At 66.2% G+C, this 17,346-nt stretch carries 18 protein-coding genes; 5 read left to right on the top strand and 13 right to left on the bottom strand.

Going from position 1 to position 17,346, the window contains the following annotated elements:
* Positions 1-365: 365 nt before the first annotated feature.
* The 6 genes from hutH to hutC all read right to left on the bottom strand — a co-directional run bounded on the left by hutH (position 366) and on the right by hutC (position 7,367).
* Entirely contained in the window at positions 366-1,898 is a 1,533-nt protein-coding gene (gene hutH / locus VL52_RS20875) for a histidine ammonia-lyase (RefSeq protein ID WP_046158852.1), read from the bottom strand.
* A gap of 50 nt (positions 1,899-1,948) precedes the next feature.
* Complete coding sequence (locus VL52_RS20870; protein WP_082113863.1) at positions 1,949-2,332, bottom strand: lipocalin-like domain-containing protein; 384 nt, start codon at positions 2,330-2,332, stop codon at positions 1,949-1,951.
* Positions 2,333-2,524: 192 nt separating this feature from the next.
* Complete coding sequence (hutU, locus tag VL52_RS20865; RefSeq protein ID WP_046158851.1) at positions 2,525-4,195, bottom strand: urocanate hydratase; 1,671 nt, start codon at positions 4,193-4,195, stop codon at positions 2,525-2,527.
* Between the two features lie 38 nt (positions 4,196-4,233).
* On the bottom strand, positions 4,234-5,163 hold the full coding sequence (gene hutG, locus VL52_RS20860) for a formimidoylglutamase (protein ID WP_046158850.1): 930 nt from the start codon (positions 5,161-5,163) through the stop codon (positions 4,234-4,236).
* 65 nt (positions 5,164-5,228) lie between these two features.
* Positions 5,229-6,470, bottom strand: a complete 1,242-nt coding sequence (gene hutI, locus VL52_RS20855; protein WP_046158849.1) for an imidazolonepropionase — start codon at positions 6,468-6,470, stop codon at positions 5,229-5,231.
* Positions 6,471-6,650: 180 nt separating this feature from the next.
* Positions 6,651-7,367, bottom strand: a complete 717-nt coding sequence (gene hutC, locus VL52_RS20850; RefSeq protein ID WP_046158854.1) for a histidine utilization transcriptional repressor HutC — start codon at positions 7,365-7,367, stop codon at positions 6,651-6,653.
* Between the two features lie 89 nt (positions 7,368-7,456).
* Here hutC and VL52_RS20845 point away from each other — a divergent pair, with 89 nt between their 5' ends.
* The 3 genes from VL52_RS20845 to VL52_RS20835 all read left to right on the top strand — a co-directional run bounded on the left by VL52_RS20845 (position 7,457) and on the right by VL52_RS20835 (position 9,441).
* Positions 7,457-7,897 carry an Mpo1 family 2-hydroxy fatty acid dioxygenase gene (locus VL52_RS20845; protein WP_046158848.1) on the top strand — a complete coding sequence of 147 codons (441 nt, stop codon included), beginning with the start codon at positions 7,457-7,459 and terminating at the stop codon, positions 7,895-7,897.
* Between the two features lie 61 nt (positions 7,898-7,958).
* Complete coding sequence (locus VL52_RS20840) at positions 7,959-8,810, top strand: D-hexose-6-phosphate mutarotase (protein ID WP_082113864.1); 852 nt, start codon at positions 7,959-7,961, stop codon at positions 8,808-8,810.
* A 79-nt stretch (positions 8,811-8,889) separates the two neighbouring features.
* Entirely contained in the window at positions 8,890-9,441 is a 552-nt protein-coding gene (locus VL52_RS20835; RefSeq protein ID WP_021475197.1) for a hypothetical protein, read from the top strand.
* A 93-nt stretch (positions 9,442-9,534) separates the two neighbouring features.
* On the opposite strand, the gene VL52_RS20830 is transcribed toward VL52_RS20835, so the two are convergent.
* Both VL52_RS20830 and VL52_RS20825 read right to left on the bottom strand, forming a co-directional pair.
* Positions 9,535-9,756: a hypothetical protein gene (locus tag VL52_RS20830; protein WP_046158846.1), complete on the bottom strand. Its 222-nt coding sequence runs from the start codon at positions 9,754-9,756 to the stop codon at positions 9,535-9,537.
* Positions 9,757-9,810: 54 nt separating this feature from the next.
* The gene (locus tag VL52_RS20825; RefSeq protein ID WP_046158845.1) at positions 9,811-10,032 is read right to left on the bottom strand and encodes a helix-turn-helix domain-containing protein; all 222 of its coding nucleotides are present in this window, start codon (positions 10,030-10,032) and stop codon (positions 9,811-9,813) included.
* Between the two features lie 172 nt (positions 10,033-10,204).
* On the opposite strand from VL52_RS20825, the gene VL52_RS20820 reads away from it, so the two are divergent.
* Positions 10,205-10,741 carry a glutathione binding-like protein gene (locus VL52_RS20820; protein WP_046158844.1) on the top strand — a complete coding sequence of 179 codons (537 nt, stop codon included), beginning with the start codon at positions 10,205-10,207 and terminating at the stop codon, positions 10,739-10,741.
* Positions 10,742-10,801: 60 nt separating this feature from the next.
* On the opposite strand, the gene VL52_RS20815 is transcribed toward VL52_RS20820, so the two are convergent.
* The 5 genes from VL52_RS20815 to VL52_RS20795 form a co-directional block, all read right to left on the bottom strand.
* Entirely contained in the window at positions 10,802-12,676 is a 1,875-nt protein-coding gene (locus VL52_RS20815; protein WP_046158843.1) for a M3 family metallopeptidase, read from the bottom strand.
* A gap of 223 nt (positions 12,677-12,899) precedes the next feature.
* Positions 12,900-13,553, bottom strand: a complete 654-nt coding sequence (locus tag VL52_RS20810) for an EndoU domain-containing protein (RefSeq protein ID WP_046158842.1) — start codon at positions 13,551-13,553, stop codon at positions 12,900-12,902.
* An 83-nt stretch (positions 13,554-13,636) separates the two neighbouring features.
* The gene (locus VL52_RS20805) at positions 13,637-14,134 is read right to left on the bottom strand and encodes a GNAT family N-acetyltransferase (protein WP_046158841.1); all 498 of its coding nucleotides are present in this window, start codon (positions 14,132-14,134) and stop codon (positions 13,637-13,639) included.
* The gene (locus VL52_RS20800) at positions 14,128-14,313 is read right to left on the bottom strand and encodes a hypothetical protein (RefSeq protein WP_046158840.1); all 186 of its coding nucleotides are present in this window, start codon (positions 14,311-14,313) and stop codon (positions 14,128-14,130) included. Before VL52_RS20800 ends, VL52_RS20805 begins: the two co-directional genes overlap by 7 nt.
* 175 nt (positions 14,314-14,488) lie before the next feature.
* Positions 14,489-14,791, bottom strand: coding sequence for a hypothetical protein (locus VL52_RS20795; protein WP_144410355.1), 303 nt, complete (start codon positions 14,789-14,791; stop codon positions 14,489-14,491).
* A gap of 305 nt (positions 14,792-15,096) precedes the next feature.
* On the opposite strand from VL52_RS20795, the gene VL52_RS20790 reads away from it, so the two are divergent.
* Positions 15,097-17,346, top strand: a 2,250-nt coding sequence (locus VL52_RS20790; protein WP_082113860.1) for a retention module-containing protein, incomplete at its 3' end; no start/stop codon positions are given.

The raw sequence follows: 17,346 nt of genomic DNA, 5'->3' as shown, positions 1-17,346 counted from the left end.
TTAGCGCCCCGCTTGTTCCGGCGGCTCCTTGGGAATGGCTTTGGAGACGGGGTTTCGCCGCGCTGCTGGGGTCGCCTAGGGGTGTCGGGGAGCTGGCGAAACAGCTCCCCGACCTGCCTGGCGGACAGCCCCGCCATCAAAATCATCGTCCGCGCAGCGGACACAACACCAAAAACGGATCGTCGCCCTACAGAGTGGTTCACCCGACTGCGACACGTAGCAGGCCGCACAGCGGGCACCACAAACCAATCCCAGAAGCTGACTCACTCAACATAGCACCCAAACAAAAGGGCAAGCCATCCGGCCTGCCCCTCTTATCACCACGTCAATGGCGCGTCGCCCTTGCGGGTGACGCGCCCTACGCCTCACAACGACGGCAACACCTCGCCGTCGATCAGGCCGTTGAAGCGGCCGCTGGCCACCAGCGCCGCGGCCTTCTCGATGTCCGGCGCGAAATAACGGTCCTTGTCGTAGAACGGCACCTGCTCGCGCAGCATCCCCTTGGCCGCTTCCAGCTTGTCGCTGGATTTATTCGGCGCGCGGAAGTCTATGCCCTGGCAGGCGGCCAGCAACTCGACGCCCAAGATGCCGGCGGTATTGCCGGCCATGTCCTTCAGGCGGCGGCCGGCGAAGGTGGCCATCGACACGTGGTCTTCCTGGTTGGCGCTGGTGGGCAGGCTATCCACCGAGGCCGGATGCGCCAGCGACTTGTTTTCGCTGGCCAGCGCCGCGGAGGTCACCTGGGCGATCATGAAGCCGGAGTTGACGCCGCCGTTGTTGACCAGGAAGGGCGGCAGCTTGGACAGATTGCTGTCGATCAGCAGCGCCATCCGGCGTTCGGACAGCGAGCCGATCTCGGCGATGGCCAGCGCCAGGTTGTCGGCGGCGAAAGCCACCGGCTCGGCGTGGAAGTTGCCGCCGGACAGGATGTCGTTGTCGCCGGCGAACACCAGCGGGTTGTCGGACACCGCGTTGGCCTCGACGCGCAGCACTTCGGCGGCATTGCGGATCTGGGTCAGGCAGGCGCCCATCACCTGCGGCTGGCAGCGCAGGCTGTACGGGTCCTGCACCTTGCCGCAGTTTTCATGCGATTGCTCGATCTGACTGTGCGCCAGCAGCTCGCGGTACAAACGGGCGGCGTCGATCTGGCCCTGGTGGCCGCGCACTTCGTGGATGCGCGCGTCAAACGGAGTGCGGCTGCCCAGCGCGGCTTCCACCGACAGGCTGCCGGCCACGGTGGCCGACACGTACAGGTCTTCGGCGGCGAACAGGCCTTCCAGCGCGAAGGCGGTGGACGCCTGGGTGCCGTTCAGCAGCGCCAGGCCTTCCTTCGGCGCCAGCATGATCGGTTCCAGACCGGCGGAGCGCATCGCCACCGAGCCCGGCACCCGCACGCCGTCGACGAAGGCTTCGCCCTCGCCGATCAGCACCGCGCTCATATGCGACAGCGGCGCCAGGTCGCCGGACGCGCCGACCGAGCCCTTCTGCGGAATCACCGGGTAGATCTGGCGGTTGAACAGCGTGACCAGCGCGTCGATCACTTCGCGGCGGATGCCGGAAAAGCCGCGCGCCAACGAGTTGATTTTCAACGCCATCACCAGCCGCACGGTGCTGTCTTCCATCGGCGCACCGATGCCGGCGGCGTGCGACAGCACGATGGAGCGTTGCAGCAGCTCCAGCTCGTCGGTGGCGATCTTGGTGCTGGCCAGCAGGCCGAAGCCGGTGTTGATGCCGTAGACGGTGCGGCCTTCCGACAGCACGCGCGCCACGGTGGCGGCGGAAGCGTCGATCTCCGCGTAGGCGGACGGATCGATCTTCAATTGCAGGCCAGTTTCACGTGAAACGCGGCGCAGGTCGGCCAGCGTCAGCCGGCCCGGTACGATGTTGAGGATGCTCATGGCTTCTGTCTCTCTATGCTTCTTATGTTCTTGCTATGGGCGCCAATCAGTCACAAACGCGACCAGATCAGCGTCACCTTTTCTTTCAACCCTTGTCCGGACAATTGCAATCGCCCGTCCGGCAGCCGCTCCACTTCGCGGCGCATGGTCTGGCCGATCACCGCCGGCGCGTTCGACTGCAAGGCGGTGTGATAGACCACGCCCGGCTCCTCGCCCAGCCACCAGCGGCCGGTGTAGAAGTTGGACACTCGCTGCGCGTCTTCCGGGCTGGGGTTGGCCAGCGGCTGGCGGTTCTGCGCGACGCTGACGTAGCCGCCGGCGGTGTAGATCAGCGTGCCTCTTTGCTCGCCCGGCCAATGAAAGGCCTCGCCGCTTTCGCGATGGACGATGAATTCGTCCAGCTTCCATTCGCCGATCAGGTCTGTCGCTTCCACTTCAACCTCTCCTGTGACACTGCAAGCGGGGCCCCCGCCCTATCGCGCTTAGAACCGGCTTTACGATCTCGCGAGCTAGAGCGAGACAAGGCGAAAACGGCTGAAGAAGCGGAATGTACATACGGTACATGAGCATTCTGAAGACGGTTTCAACGCCGTATCGCCGACGCGCAGCAGATCGTAAACAGGTTCTTACTTCAGCATCGGCAAATCCAGGCCCTGTTCCTTGGCGCAGTTCACCGCGATGTCGTAGCCGGCGTCGGCATGGCGCATCACGCCGGTACCCGGATCGTTGCGCAGCACGCGGCCCAGGCGTTCGGACGCGGCGTCGCTGCCGTCGCAGACGATGACCACGCCGGAATGCTGGGAGAAACCCATGCCCACGCCGCCGCCGTGGTGCAGCGAGACCCAGGTGGCGCCGCCGGCGGTATTCAGCAAGGCGTTCAGCAGCGGCCAGTCGGACACGGCGTCGGAGCCGTCGCGCATGCTTTCGGTTTCGCGGTTGGGGCTGGCGACCGAGCCGGAATCCAGGTGGTCGCGGCCGATGACGATGGGGGCCTTCAGCTCGCCGTTCTTCACCATCTCGTTGAAGGCCTGGCCCAGGCGGGCGCGGTCTTTCAGGCCCACCCAGCAGATGCGCGCCGGCAGGCCCTGGAAGGCGATGCGCTCCTTGGCCATGTCCAGCCAGTTGTGCAGGTGCGGATCGTCGGGGATCAGCTCCTTCACCTTCTGGTCGGTCTTGTAGATGTCTTCCGGATCGCCGGACAGCGCCACCCAGCGGAAGGGGCCGATGCCTTCGCAGAACAGCGGGCGCACATAGGCCGGGACGAAGCCGGGGAAGTCGAAAGCGTTTTGCACGCCCTCTTCCAGCGCCATCTGGCGGATGTTGTTGCCGTAGTCCAGCGTGGCCGCGCCACGCTCCTGCAACGTCAGCATCGCGCGCACCTGCACCGCCATGGATTTCTTGGCGGCGGCGGTGATCTCGGCGGCGGCGGTTTTCTGCTTGTCGCGCCACTGGGCCACGGTCCAGCCCTGCGGCAGATAGCCGTGCACCGGGTCGTGGGCGGAGGTCTGGTCGGTGACCACGTCCGGGGTGATGCCGCGCGCCACCAGTTCGGCGAACACGTCGGCGGCGTTGCCCAAGAGGCCCACCGACACCGCCTTGCCCGACTGCTTGGCGTCCTCGACGATGGCTAGCGCCTCGTCCAAGGTGGTGGCCTTGCGGTCGACATAACGGGTTTTCAGGCGGAAATCGATGCGGGTTTCGTCGCATTCGACGGCGATCATGGAAAATCCCGCCATGGTCGCGGCCAGAGGCTGCGCGCCGCCCATGCCGCCCAAGCCGCCGGTCAGAATCCAGCGGCCCTGCGGCTTGCCGTCGAAGTGCTGCCTTGCAACAGCCACAAATGTCTCATATGTACCCTGCACGATGCCCTGCGAGCCGATGTAGATCCAGGAGCCGGCCGTCATCTGGCCGTACATCATCAGGCCCTTTTTATCGAGCTCGTTGAAGTGCTCCCAGTTGGCCCAGTGCGGCACCAGATTGGAGTTGGCGATCAGCACGCGCGGCGCGTTTTCGTGGGTCTTGAACACGCCGACCGGCTTGCCAGACTGAACCAGCAGCGTCTCGTCGTCTCCCAGCCGCTGCAGGGTTTCCAGGATCTTGTCGTAGCACTCCCAGTTGCGGGCGGCGCGGCCGATGCCGCCGTACACCACCAGGCTTTGCGGGTGCTCGGCCACCTCGGCGTCCAGATTGTTCTGGATCATCCGATAGGCGGCTTCGGTCAGCCAGCTTTTACATGTGAGCTGGTTGCCGCGCGGCGCGCGGATGTGGCGGGAAGCGTCAAAACGCGGGTCGGTCATGGTTCTCTCTCCTCTGTTTTCCTTGAATCGCGCGATCGTCAACGGCGCAGGTGGCGGCTCAGGCTCCAGGCCAGCCGCGCCGCCGCCTTGGCGCCATGGCTGTCGATATCGAATGCGGGATTGAATTCCACCAGATCGGCGCCGGCGAGCTTGCCGCTCTTGGCGATGCGCGAAGTCAGCGCCTCCACCACGGCAATGTCGACGCCGTAGCCGGCCGGGGCCGACACCGCCGGCATCTGCGCCGCCGGCAGCACGTCCAGATCGATGGTCAGGTAGACGGCGTCGACGCTGTCGAGGAATTCGGCCAGCTGGCCGCGGATGTCGGCCAGCTGCCAGCCGGTCATCTCGGTGTCCAGCCGCCACTCGGCGCCCAGCGCGCGGGCGGTGTCGAACAGCGCCTGGGTGTTGGCGGTTTCGGCCACACCCAGGCACAGGTAGCGGAACACGCGGCCGTGGCGGGCGCAGTCGGCGGCGATCTGCGCGAACGGCGTGCCGCTGGTGGCCTCGTCGGCTTGGCGCAGGTCGAAATGGGCGTCGAAATTGATCACGCCGATGCGTTTGTCCGGATGCGCCGCAGACAAACCCAGCCAGTGGCCGTAGGCGGTTTCGTGGCCGCCGCCCAGCACCAGCGGCAGATGGCCGGCGGCAATCGCTTGCGTCACGCGCTCGCCCAAACGCTGCTGCGCGGCTGCCAGGTCGCCGTCGGCGCACGCGACGTCGCCGGCGTCGTACAAGGGCAAGGTCGGGTGCCAGGCCAGGTTGGCCAGCGCCTTGCGCAGCGCCTGCGGGCCGGCGGCCGCGCCGACGCGGCCCTGGTTGCGGCGCACGCCCTCGTCGCAGGCGAAGCCGATGATGGCGATCCCCGGCGCGCCTCTTTCAGGCAGCGGCTGCACCGCCTGATGCCAGCGTTTGGCCGCCTCGCCTTCGGCCGCGTCCACGCGGCCGGTCCAGATCTTCATGTCCACCATGAGCATGCTTCCTTTATTGCCGTCCCGGCCGGAAGCGCGCTGGCGTCCGGCGGGCCGAACGGTAATCAGTCGATATGTTGCGCCGTGCCGCGGAACACCCGCCGCTTCAACAGCGGCACGCCGACGCTGTAGGCCAGCTCGGCCGGGTGGGCGATGTCCCAGACCAACAGGTCGGCGACGCAGCCGGCGGCCAGCCGGCCATGGGTGTCGCCGCGGCCCAGCGCCCGCGCCGCGTGGCGGGTGACGCCGGCCAGCGCCTCTTCCGGCGTCAGGCCGAACAAGACGCAGGCCTGGTTCATCGCCAGCCGGATGGAGGCGAACGGGCTGGTGCCAGGGTTCAGGTCAGTGGACACCGCCATCGGCACGCCGGCGGCGCGCAGCTTGTCCACCGGCGGTTTTTGCGTTTCGCGCAGGAAATAGAAAGCGCCGGGCAGCAGCACCGCCACAGTGCCGGCACGGCCCAGGGCCTCGACGCCGGCATCGTCCAGATATTCGATGTGGTCGGCCGACAGGCCGCCGAATTCGGCCACCAGCTCCGCGCCGTGGAGGTTGGACAGCTGCTCGACATGGCCCTTCACTTTCAGGCCATGGGCGCGCGCCGCCTCGAACACGCGGCGGGTCTGCGCCGGCGTGAATCCCACGCTCTCGCAGAACACGTCCACCGCCTCGGCCAGGCCGGCCCGCGCCCCCACCGGCAGAATGGATTCGACCACCAAGTCGACATAGCCGTCGGCGTCGCCGGCGTATTCCGGCGGCACCGCGTGGGCGGCCAGCAAGGTCGTCGCCACCTCCACCGGCAAGGACGCTTCCAGCCGTCGCGCGGCGGCCAGCTGCTTCAGCTCGTCGGCCTGGGTCAGGCCGTAGCCGGACTTGATCTCCACCGTGGTCACGCCTTCGGCCATCAAGGCTTTCAGCCGCGGCAAGCTGGCCAGCGCCAGCTCCTCCTCGTCCAGCCAGCGAGTGGCGCGGACGGTGGAGACGATGCCGCCGCCCTCGGCGGCGATCTGCTGATAAGGCACGCCGGTGAGCCGCTTTTCCCATTCCGCCGCGCGGCTACCGCCGTACACCAGGTGGGTGTGGCAATCGATGAAGCCCGGCGTGATCCAGCGTCCCTGCAGGTCGAACACCTCTCCGTCGAAAGCGGCGGCGTCGACGCCGGCCTGCGGCAGCACCGCCTCGATGTGGCCGTCGCGCAACAGCAGCGCATGGCCTTCCAGCGCGCCGTAGGGCGCGTCATGGACCGGGTCCATGGTGGCCAGCTTGGCGTTCAGCCACAGGCTGGGCCGGTGGGGATGGGGAACGTTCATGGTCGTCCTGCCGGATTATTTGTATATACATTTAATCGCCTGGACTGCCGGTGTCAAGCGCAAGGGAAAATCTTTTCCCAGACTGTCTCATGCAAGGTACTGATGTTGCATGGCAATAAAAAACGGCCGCTTGTCAGGCGGCCGTTTTTTCTGCGATTGTCGGTTAATTGTATATACCGTTTACTTCTTCACCCGCGTCTGCGAACGCAGCTTGTAACGCAGCCCCGGATGGGTGAGCCGGGCGAAGCTGACCAGCTTCTTGTGCGACCAGGTGCGGCGCAGCACCAGCAGGCAGGGCTCGGCGGCGGCGATGCCCAGCAATGCCTGCTCCGCCGCCCCCGGCAGCACCGCTTCCACGCTATGCTCGATATCGGTGAGCGGGCAGCTCTGCATCAGGTAGTCGTTGGGCGTGCGTTCGGAGAAATCCTGCCGCAGATAGTCGGGCGCGAAGGACGGATTGACGTAGCGGTCCTCCAGCTGGATCGGCACCTCGTCCTCGCAATGGACGATCAGCGAATGGTAGACGGCGCCGCCGGCGCGCATGCTGAGCCGCAGCGCCACCTCTTCGCTGGCCGGCGCCGCCTCCAGCAGAATCACGTGGGCGGTGTGGCGATGGCCGCGCGCCTCGATTTCGGCGGCGATATTGTTGATGTCCAGCAGCGGCGACTCCGCCTTGCGCTCGGCGACATAGGTGCCGTCGCCGGCGAAGCGCAGCAGGATGCCGGCCTCGGCCAGGTCGCGCACCGCCTTGTTGACCGTCATGCGCGACACGCCGAACTGCCGCGCCAGCTCCAGCTCCGGCGGAATCTTGCAGCCAGGCAGAAAGTGGCGGTCGCGAATGCCGGACAGGATGTAGTCCTTGATGCGCTGGTAACGGGGTTGGGCGGCGTCTGACACCTTGGCTCCAGTCTTGACGGGAATGAGCGATTGTAGCGCGAGCGGCCGCATCGCTGGCTGATCCAGCGCAGATAAAGGGAGGCGAAACCATGATGACCCTGCCGCAGTGGCTGGCGGCCTACGACGAAAGCCACCGCCATCCGTTCAACATCGCCATGCACAAGCTGTGCGTGCCGCTGATCGCGCTGTCGCTGCTGGGCATGCTGATCGTGCTGCCCGGCCCGCTGCCCTGGGCCTGGCTGGCGGCGCTGGCCGCCGTGGCCTGGTACTGGCGGCTGTCGCGCGCGGCGGCGCTGGTGATGGCCGTGCTAAGCGGCCTGGCGTTGCTGCTCTTGACCATCGCCCAAAGCCAGGGCCTGCCGCTGGGCATCGTCTCGCTGCTGGTGTTCGCGCTGGCCTGGGCCGGCCAGTTCGCCGGCCACGCGCGCGAAGGCAAAAAGCCGTCGTTCACCCAGGATCTGCAATTCCTGCTGATCGGCCCGCTGTGGACGCTGCGCGCGCTGTGGCGGCGGCTGGGCTTGATCGAATGACGCGCTGAACCGTCCCGCCGCGCGCTATCATCGGTCTTTTCCGATTCCGATGGAGCGCGCGATGTTCCTTCCGCAAGGCCTGAGCCTGGCCCCCCTGGCGCCGGGCGTCGACCAGATTCTGCTGGCCGGCGACGGCTTCTCCGCCCGCATCGCCCTGCTGGGCGGCCAGTTGATCGACTACCGCCGCGACGGCGAGCCGCCGCTGCTCTACCTGTCGCCGCAAACCGCCTGCCAGCCGGGCAAGGCGATACGCGGCGGCGTGCCGGTGTGCTGGCCGTGGTTCGGCCCGCATCCGTCCGATGCCGGCCAGCCGGCGCACGGCGTCGCCCGCCAGCAGCTCTGGACCCTGCGCGACGCCAGCCGCGACGGCGAAGTGTTCCACGTGAAACTGGATGGCCCGCGCCACGGCGATCTGGCCGCCGAGCTGGATTTCCGCATCGGCCCCGACGGCGCCGCCATCGCGCTGGCCACCACCAACCATGGCGATGCCGCGCACACCCTCAGCGCCGCGCTGCACAGCTATTTCGCGGTGTCCGACATCGACAGCGTCGAGCTGCTGGGCCTGGAAAACGCCCCGGTACACGACAAGGTGGCCGACGCCCGCTCCGCCCTGCCGGCCGGCCCCTTCCGTTTCGTCGGCGAGGTGGACCTGGTGGTGTATTCCAGCCAGGCCGCGACGCTGCGCGACGCCGGCTGGCGACGCGACATCGCCATCCAGCCGGAAGGCTCGGCCAGCGCGGTGGTGTGGAACCCGGCGCCGGCCAAGGCGCGAAAGCTGGCCGATCTGCCGGACGAGGACTGGCGGCGCTTCGTCTGCGTGGAAACCGCCAACGCCGGCGACGACGCGCGCGCGCTGGCGCCGGGCGAGCGCCACCGGCTGGCTTGCCGCCTGCATTTCTCTTGTCACGGCTAGGGGTTATAATCCCCAGTTCGAGACGGCCGCCGCGACCCTTCGGTCCGGCGGCGCTTTCCAGGCTATCCGGACCTCAGCAATGGCACGACCAGACAAGATTTCCCGCTTCCTTCCGCTGACCTTCGCCAACGGCAACAGCGTGCGCCGTTTCGGCAAGCACTGCCCGCAGTGCCGCGCCATGGTGGGCGCCGAGCACATGGAAGGCCTGGCCAGCCTGATGCACGGCAAGATCTACCTGTCCGCCGAAGCCTGCTGTCCTCAGTGCGAGCAGCGCTTCCCGGTGGCCTGCGTGATCACCGACGACAAGCGCGTGCACCGCGTGCTGCTGCCGCTGTGGATGTTCCGCTTGTGGATGAAGTCCGCCACCCGCCACGATCCTCAGCCGATCAACAATGACAAGTGGGATCTGGAACAGGCCGACAGCGCGCCCAAGGGCCTGATGCTGCCGGCCGACGCCGACGTGCTGCGCTCCGAGGAAATCCTCGGCCGCTTCCAGGGCGAGCCGATCAGCGCCTGGATCGAATACCAGGGCCAGCGCTTCGTGTTCGACCGCGCCGCCCCCGGTAACAATCTGGCCCTGGCCGCCAGCGAACTGTTGCTGGAAGGCCGGCTGATCTACCGCCAGCAATAAGGCCGAGCGCCGCCGAGCAGGCGCTAAAGCTTGTCCATGCCATTCGCGGTCCGGCCCATGCCAGGGGCCGGCGGCGGATTCGGCTGCTTCGGCTCAGCCGCGCCGCAGGCCCGCGCCAGCTTGTCCAACGCCTCCAGCGCCGCCGCCGGCCTGGCGCTTCTTGGCGTCGGCCCGCCATTTGCGGGTGATCAGATCGAGCCTCTGCCGCTGCGCCTGCAGAATCTCCAATACCTGCTCGTCCGGCAATGCCCCCTCTCCCTGCAGCATCGCCTTGTACGCCCGCACGCTCCTCACTTCGCTCCCGATCTGGCTCATTGCTCCTCCTTGGCGCATTTGATGCTGGAACACGCGTTCCTGCGATCCCAAACGTCAATCATCCATTCCGGTCCCGGCTGCCAGCCAATCCCGCAGCGCCGTCGGCCGGGTGCGGCGGCGGTCGCGCACGAACAGCTCGGCGCCCAGCGTCTGCTCCATCTGCCGGATCACCTGGCTGGCCCCGGACTGAGTGATGCCGTGGCGGCGCGCGGCCTCTGTCACCGTGCCGCACTCAGCTACCGCCAGCATCAGCCGCCAGTGCATCAGGTTCATCATCGATCGCCCCCTCATGAAAACTACGTCTTGCAACCATCGGCACAGTTAATAACAGGGTGCTGAAATTCTTGTTTTACCGCAAGCGCAGCCAGGCGGCAGCATGGAGGCCTGAATCGCGTTGGCATTGCCCCGCCGCGGGCGGTGCGAAGCGCCGCACCAAGTGGAGAACCCGATGGAACTGTATTTCGCCCTCATGGCATGCTCCCTGGCGCCGCACATCGCGCTGCGCGAACTCGGCCTGCCGTTCGAGCTGGTCCGCGTCGACAACCGGACCAAGCGAACCGGCGACGGCCGCGATTTTCTCGACATCAATCCCAAGGACTATATCGCCGCGCTGGCGCTGGAAAACGGCGGTTGGCCGCGGGTCCGGCTGCAGGAGATGCTGAACTTCATCGTCGCCGAACTGCACGGCGGCAGCGCGCCGCGATTCCGCTCCGGCCTGCCGAAGACCGCGTTGCAACTATTCCGCGACAAGCTGTTCCAGCGGCTGGACTGGCTGGAAGACAGGCCGCAAACGCAGACCTGCCTGCTGGGCGACCGCTTCGGCATCGCCGACGCCTATCTGTACGCGGTGCTGAGCTGGCTGCCGCGCTTCGAAATAGACATCGCGCTCTGGCCGGCGCGGCATGCCTACTGCCAGCGCATGGACGCCCGGCCGTCGGCGCGGGCCGCGCATCGGGCGGAAGAAACCGCGGCGCCGGCGCGCTGAGCTGGTTCCGCAATGAAAAACGGCCGGGAAAACCCGGCCGCTTCGCGCTCCAGCAAAAACTCAGTGCACGCTGGCCGGGTAATGGCCGGCCACCCAGCTCTCGAAGCGGTCGAACATCGCCGCGTCGCCGGCCGCGTTGTCGGCGATCAGCTCCGCGCCGTGCACCAGGCGGATATGCGCGGCGAGCGTATCCGGATACTGCGCCGGATAGTCGCGGACGGCGGCGTCGGCGATCAACTTCTGCGCGCCGGCCCAGGCCTCGTCCACGCTCTGGTTGCAGCTGTCGGCCAGGTAGCGGGCGTTGAACGGCTCGCCGGTCAGGAGCAGCAGCGTGGCATTGTGGTTGATGCTGTTGCCCGGGCCCCAGTAGTGCTCGGCCAGCAGCGGGCCGATGGCCGGGTTGTCGGTCAGGTAGCCGAACTTGCCGATGAAATAGGCGCGGGTCTGGTACACCGCCATATTCGCCAGCAGGTAGCCGTGGTAGGCGGCGGCCGATTCCTGGTTCAACAGGTGCGGAATGGCCAGCAGCGGGCGCGGGCTGACGGCGATGCCCAGGATGCGCCGCTCGCTGTCGCGCGCCAGCTGCAGAATGCGCTCGGCGCTCAGCTCGTTTTCCGGCAGCGCGTACAAGGCGCGCTCAAAATACGCCACCACGGCGATCGAGCGCTCGGCGTAAGCGGCGAACGGCTGCGTCGCCTCGATGCGGGCGCGGATCAGCTCGTCCGGAATCGCCTCGCCCTGGCCATTGCGGGCGTAACGCTTCAGCCAGTCGGCGTCGTCCAGCAGGCTGTCGCAGAACATGCTCTGGGTTTCGGCGTAGGCCATAGACGTCGGCGCGAACTCCTGCGAGAAGCACGGCGCGTTCTGCGTGACATTGGCGAAGTGGGCGGCGTGGCCGCCCTCGTGGAACAGCGTGTTGATCGCGCGCGCGCCGCTGCCCACCTGGTCCGGCTTGGCGTCGGCAGTGAAGTTGATCTGGCCGGCCACCCAGGCTTCGCCGTCGAAGAACGATGGAATCGGACCGTGGCAGAAACCGTTCTGGTACTTGCCCTGGCGCTCGATCAGATCGAGCTGCATCGTCGCGCCGCGGTACTGGATGCCCAGGCGGCGGAAACTCAACACCCAGCGTTCGACCGCCTTGGCGAACGGCAGAAACGGGTCCATCTGGCGGGTGACGTCGCCGCTCATGTGGAAGCGCAGATTGTGCGCCAGCAGCGCGCCATCGCCGTGCTTGGCCCTCAGCTGGTCCAGCGCGCGCTGGTTGGCGTCGCGGGTGCGGGCCTCGAAGTCATCCAGAATGGCGAACAGCTGATCCGGCGTCATCTGCTCGTTCTTCTTCACCTTGTATTCGAAGTAGTCGGCGTAACCCAGGCTGCGGGCGAGCGCGTTGCGCTTGTTCACGATGGCGATGAAGCCATTGTCCAGCGCCCAGCGCTCCAGGCCCATCAGCGCGTCGTGCGAGCTCTTGCGCGCCGCCTCGTCGCGGTTGGTGCCCATATTGGTGGACAGCCCGCTCAGCGTCGCCTCTTCCAGCTCGCCGGCCTCGTTGATGTGGCGCATCTTGTAGCCGCGGCGCTTGGAAAACAACTCGGACTCCAGCGCCACCAGTTCGGTCATCAGCTGGCGCGCTTCGTCGCTTTCAATGATGTTGCTGTCGAACAGCGCCTGCCAGCCATTGAAGCCGTGCAGCAGCGCGTCGCGCTCGGCGCCGGCCGGCAACGCCTCCAGCCGGGCGATGGCGGCCTTGGTCCGCGCCAGCCGCTGCGGGCTGGAGATGAAGTCCTTGAACGCGCCCTCGGCGCGGGCGAAGCCGGCATCGTCGTCGGACACCGCCATATACGTATCCCAGAACAGGTCTTCCTTGGCCTTGTGGATGGCCAGGTAATCGCGGTTGAGCGCGTCGAACTCGCCGCGCAGCGCTGCCAATGCAGTCATTTCCATTTTCTCCCGGGGATGTCGCCGCTCTATCGGCGGCATGGTTTGAGCGATGAATATCGCCACGTCATGGATGATTAAGTCTCATACCATATCCCCGCAAGGTCAAGATATCTCAATGCTATTTCACATGGATCCCCTTTTTTTGCATGAGTAAATCAAAACTCGCGCCGATCGGGGCGACATCAACCGCCGGCAAACCGGCGGCTGATGGCGCAAGCGGCTAGAACATCGACAGCGGATAAGCCGTGTTCACCCGCCACACCCCGCCGATCGGTTTCAGATAACCGGCGATGCTGAACACCGCGCCGTTTTCGCCGGTACAATAACCGGCGGCATTGACCGCTGGCGCCGACGGACCGACAAACTGGCCGCCGGCAAGCGGCGCGGCGACAATGGCGTGGGTATACGCATAACGGACCGACGCCATGATCTGCGCCCGGTTGCAAGCATCGGGATAGAACGTAGAGCTGCCGGCCCCGCCCTTGGCGACCCATGCGCCCGCCGCCGCGTCATACACCTGGATGCCGCCGCCGACATAGCGATATGGCCCTGGATGGGCCGCGCCGGGCAACACGATGTAGTCCACGCCACCGGTAATTTGAGCCGCCAACGGCGCAGCGGCCCCCGCCCCCAACACGGGATTGTGTCCGCCCGGCCGGGCGTGGAAACCCACGGCCGCACCAGCGGCGTTGATCTCGCCGCAGAAGATATGCTCCAGATTGATCTGCGGGTTAAGCCGGCTATTGGCGGCAGGCGGCACGGCGACCTGCATCGGCACCAGAGCGATATCCGCCGAACCCGGCGCGCAATTGATCGCAGCGGCGGCCGGCAGCGCCGCGGCCAGTCCAAATAGAAGCAGCAGAAAGGAACGCATGGGAAACTCCTTGCCTGGCGGACAGCACATGCTGCCTACCAGACAAGACGAAACGGCTTCCCCTTTGTGAAAACCGCGCGGCCTCAGGCCGCGAGCAGCAAATCCAGCCGGCGGCCATCGCGCAACGGCTGCATGTCGAAGCCCAGCCTCTGCGCCAGCAGCAGCATCGCCACGTTGCCGGGCGCGCAATGCGCGCGAAAGCGCCGGCACGCCAGCCGCTCGCGGCCGAAGGCCAGCATCAGCCGGGCCGCCTCCCGCGCGTAGCCCTGCCGCCAGGCGGTCTCGGTCAGCTCGATGCCGAACTCGGCCTCGCCGTCGTCCGCGCCGCGCAAGCCGACCGAGCCGATCAGCGCGCCGTCGTCGATGCGCTCGATCGCCAGCTGCCAGTCGCGGCGCGGCACTCGCCGCTGCTGCGCCAGGAAACCAGCCAGCCGCCGCGCGCAGAAATCCGCGCCCATCTGCTCCGGCGCGTAATGGCGGCCGAACGCCGCGCCCTTGCGCGCCGCCAGATAGGCGTCGAGATCGGATTCGCGAAAATCGCGCAGCCGCAGCCTGCCGTCCGGCTCGGCCAGGATCAGCATGAGCAGATTTCCAGCCGGCGCCGATCGGCGCGCTGCTCCAGCCGCGATCGGCGCAGATGGTCGTCATCGGCCAGCAGTTGTCGCGGTGGCGCTTCGGAGGACAGAATGGATGGGGAAACGGGCTCGTCGCCGAGCATGTCGCGCAGCAAGTGGCGCGACAGGATAAAGATCGATGCCATGATGGCGGTACCTGTAAAGAACGATGAAAGAGCGAGGAGTCCGGCGCGCCGGGCGGCGAAACGGCTCCGATAATTCCCGCGACGATGCGTTTTTGCAGGATACGTCACGCGGCGGAAGCGCGAAGTCTGCTCCCGCCCATGGCCATTCGTCAAGCATAAGGCCGCGGCCTTATGCTCACCAGCGCCGGCTTGTCTGCCTGGCCGGCGCATGCGCCGCGCGCCAGCGGCCGAGTCCGGTGCGCAGCGCGGCATCCATCAGCCCCAGTTGCAGGCCGACCATCACCGCGTACAGCAGCATGCCCCAACCCAGCGGCATCCACGGCACCGCCCAGTCGCTCAGATGCGGATACAGCAGCCAGGCCAGCAGCAAGCCGGCCACCAGCGTCAGCTCCACCGCGCGCCACGATCGGGTGCGCAGCGCCAGCCGGACGCCGATGTCGGTCAGAAAGAAAACCAGGCAGAGCATATAGAGTTCCATTGTCGACTCCCCGACAGCAGGACAACGGGCTCTGCGGGACGATCCGTTGTCAGACATTATCCAGCGCCTGCCGCCTCCCGCGATTCCGGCGCTTGCTCCCCCTTGTTAAGCGGTTTATAGCCAAACCTGTCCAAAGTACCAGGCTTGTTATTGATGCAAATGATCTATGGGATTGTATCTGTCAAAACAAATTGTCAGACAAAAAACGAAAAGCATGCATTTCATAGCGCTTCAGTACAATGTCTTTCTGGATCATGCCTCGCTATTCTGCTGGAGTCGGCAAACCACCATTCAGGAGCCTCACCATGGCCACCAGCACTCAAGGACAAATCCTCTCGCTGCAAGGCAGCGTCAAGGCAATCGGCAGCGACGGCAAGGCACGCCTCCTGAAAGTGGGCGACATCCTGCTCCCCGGGGAGCAGCTGCAACTAGAGAACGGCGCCGCCATCGACATCAGCCGCGCAAATGGAGAGATTCTGCATGTGGACGGCAGCCGCCAGGTCACCCTGACCGACGAGATCCTGCACGCGCAACCCAGCGACGCCACCGAAGCCAGCATTGCCCCGTTGCCGCCGGAGGCCCAGCAAATCCTGGCCGCGCTGGACAATCCCAATCCTGGTCCCAACGCCAACCCCTTCGACAACCTCGCCCCGGCCGCAGCCGGCCTGACCGACGCCGGCGGCGAGAACAGCGGCCACTCCTTCATCCGCATCGGCCGCATCACGGAATCGCTCACCGGCCTGACGCAGGAAAGCGCGCCGGTCTCGGCTGCGGAAGTGCCGGCCGCCCGGGCCGCCGCCATTGAAACCGCCGATTCGCCGCCGTTCTTCACCGCCGCCAACGGCGCGCCGCTGAGCGGCGACCTGAACGTCACCACCAACGAGGACACCCCGGTCAGCGGCACGCTCACCGCCAGCGACCCCGACGGCGACCCCCTCACCTTCGTCAAGGGCTCCGACCCCGCCCACGGCGCGGTCATCATCAATCCGAATGGCAGTTGGACCTATACCCCGGCCCAGGACTATAACGGCGGCGACAAATTCACCGTCACCGTCAATGACGGCCGCGGCGGCACCGCCACCGTCACCATCAATGTCGGCATCACCCCGGTCAACGACCCCGCGGTTTTCGGCGGCACCGATCATGGCACCGTGGTGGAGGACGACATCACCCAGGTAAGCGGCACTCTGGTGGTCAAAGATCCCGATCCAGGCGAATCCGGCTTCAAGCCGCTTGCCGACGTCAAGGTGGACTACGGCACCTTCCACTTTGACAGCGCCACCGGCCAGTGGACCTTCACCCTGGACAACGACAAGGCCCAGGCGCTGACCAACGCCGACCGCTTTGATCGCACCTTCACCATCCAGTCACTGGACGGCACCACCCATACTGTCACCATCACCATTCAGGGCAAGGACGACCCCGCCATCATCACCGGCAGCGACGGCGCCGTCACCGAGGACCAGAACGTCTCGCCGACCAACACTCTGGACTACAATGGCAAGCTCAATATCGTCGATCCCGACCAAGGCCAGGCGGTATTCAATACCACCCGCGTCGACAGCAATGCCGGCAATCTCGGCAGCCTCACCATCGATGCCAGCGGCAACTGGCACTACAGCGTCGACAATGCCAAGGTCCAATACCTGGGACAGGGCGACACCCGCACCGAGTCGTTCACCGTCTACTCTCAGGACGGCACCTCCCATAACGTCATCGTCGTCGTCAACGGCGTCAACGACCCGGCCAACATCGGCGGTGCCGGCGACATCGGCGATGGCACCGTCAAGGAAGACACCCCGGCCCAGACGGTGGCCAGCGGCAAACTGACCGTCGTCGACATCGATCAAGGCCAAGCCCAACTGCAGCCCTACCAGCAGACCACCGACTACGGCACCTTCCAGGCCAATGCCGACGGCACCTGGACCTTCACCATCAATAACGGCAGCGCCAAGGTGCAGGCGCTGGGCGAGGGCGACACCGTTCCGCTGCAGTTCACCGTCGCCTCCAAGGACGGCACCGCCACCTCCGTGGTCACCATCCATGTGCTGGGCACCAACGATGCCGCCGTGATCGGCGGCACCGACCATGGCATCGTGATCGAAGACAAACTGTTGGAAGTGGGCGGCGTGCTGACCGTCAAGGATGTCGATCAAGGACAATCGTTCTTCCAGGCCCAGACCAACATCGCCGGCGTCTATGGCGCGTTCAGCATCGACGCCAACGGCAACTGGAAGTACGACCTCAACAACAGCGCCCCCATCGTCCAGGCGCTCAACGAAGGCGAGTCCCGCCTCGAGTCCTTCGTCATCAAAAGCGCTGACGGCACCACCTCCACCGTTACCGTCACGGTCCTCGGCACCAACGACCCCGCGGTGATCACCGGCAACGATCAAGGCGCCGTCACCGAGGACCTCAACGTTTCTCCCACCAACACCCTCGACTACATCGGCAAGCTCAACGTCGTCGATCCCGATCAAGGCCAGTCTGTATTCGACCCCAGCCGCGTCGACAACAAGACCACCAACCTCGGCACCGTCACCATCGACGCCGCC

The organism is Chromobacterium vaccinii (genome assembly GCF_000971335.1).
GTDB classification, from domain to species: domain Bacteria; phylum Pseudomonadota; class Gammaproteobacteria; order Burkholderiales; family Chromobacteriaceae; genus Chromobacterium; species Chromobacterium vaccinii.
The sequence above is the reverse complement of the archived record's forward strand: the minus strand, read 5'-3'. Positions and strand labels throughout refer to the sequence as shown.

Coding starts and splice junctions, on each gene's coding strand:
- hutH (WP_046158852.1), bottom strand. CDS start 1,898: ATGAGCATCCTCAACATCGTACCGGGCCGGCTGACGCTGGCCGACCTG.
- hutU (WP_046158851.1), bottom strand. CDS start 4,195: ATGACCGACCCGCGTTTTGACGCTTCCCGCCACATCCGCGCGCCGCGC.
- hutG (WP_046158850.1), bottom strand. CDS start 5,163: ATGGTGGACATGAAGATCTGGACCGGCCGCGTGGACGCGGCCGAAGGC.
- hutI (WP_046158849.1), bottom strand. CDS start 6,470: ATGAACGTTCCCCATCCCCACCGGCCCAGCCTGTGGCTGAACGCCAAG.
- VL52_RS20845 (WP_046158848.1), top strand. CDS start 7,457: ATGATGACCCTGCCGCAGTGGCTGGCGGCCTACGACGAAAGCCACCGC.
- VL52_RS20840 (WP_082113864.1), top strand. CDS start 7,959: ATGTTCCTTCCGCAAGGCCTGAGCCTGGCCCCCCTGGCGCCGGGCGTC.
- VL52_RS20835 (WP_021475197.1), top strand. CDS start 8,890: ATGGCACGACCAGACAAGATTTCCCGCTTCCTTCCGCTGACCTTCGCC.
- VL52_RS20830 (WP_046158846.1), bottom strand. CDS start 9,756: ATGAGCCAGATCGGGAGCGAAGTGAGGAGCGTGCGGGCGTACAAGGCG.
- VL52_RS20825 (WP_046158845.1), bottom strand. CDS start 10,032: ATGATGAACCTGATGCACTGGCGGCTGATGCTGGCGGTAGCTGAGTGC.
- VL52_RS20820 (WP_046158844.1), top strand. CDS start 10,205: ATGGAACTGTATTTCGCCCTCATGGCATGCTCCCTGGCGCCGCACATC.
- VL52_RS20815 (WP_046158843.1), bottom strand. CDS start 12,676: ATGACTGCATTGGCAGCGCTGCGCGGCGAGTTCGACGCGCTCAACCGC.
- VL52_RS20810 (WP_046158842.1), bottom strand. CDS start 13,553: ATGCGTTCCTTTCTGCTGCTTCTATTTGGACTGGCCGCGGCGCTGCCG.
- VL52_RS20805 (WP_046158841.1), bottom strand. CDS start 14,134: ATGCTGATCCTGGCCGAGCCGGACGGCAGGCTGCGGCTGCGCGATTTT.
- VL52_RS20800 (WP_046158840.1), bottom strand. CDS start 14,313: ATGGCATCGATCTTTATCCTGTCGCGCCACTTGCTGCGCGACATGCTC.
- VL52_RS20795 (WP_144410355.1), bottom strand. CDS start 14,791: ATGGAACTCTATATGCTCTGCCTGGTTTTCTTTCTGACCGACATCGGC.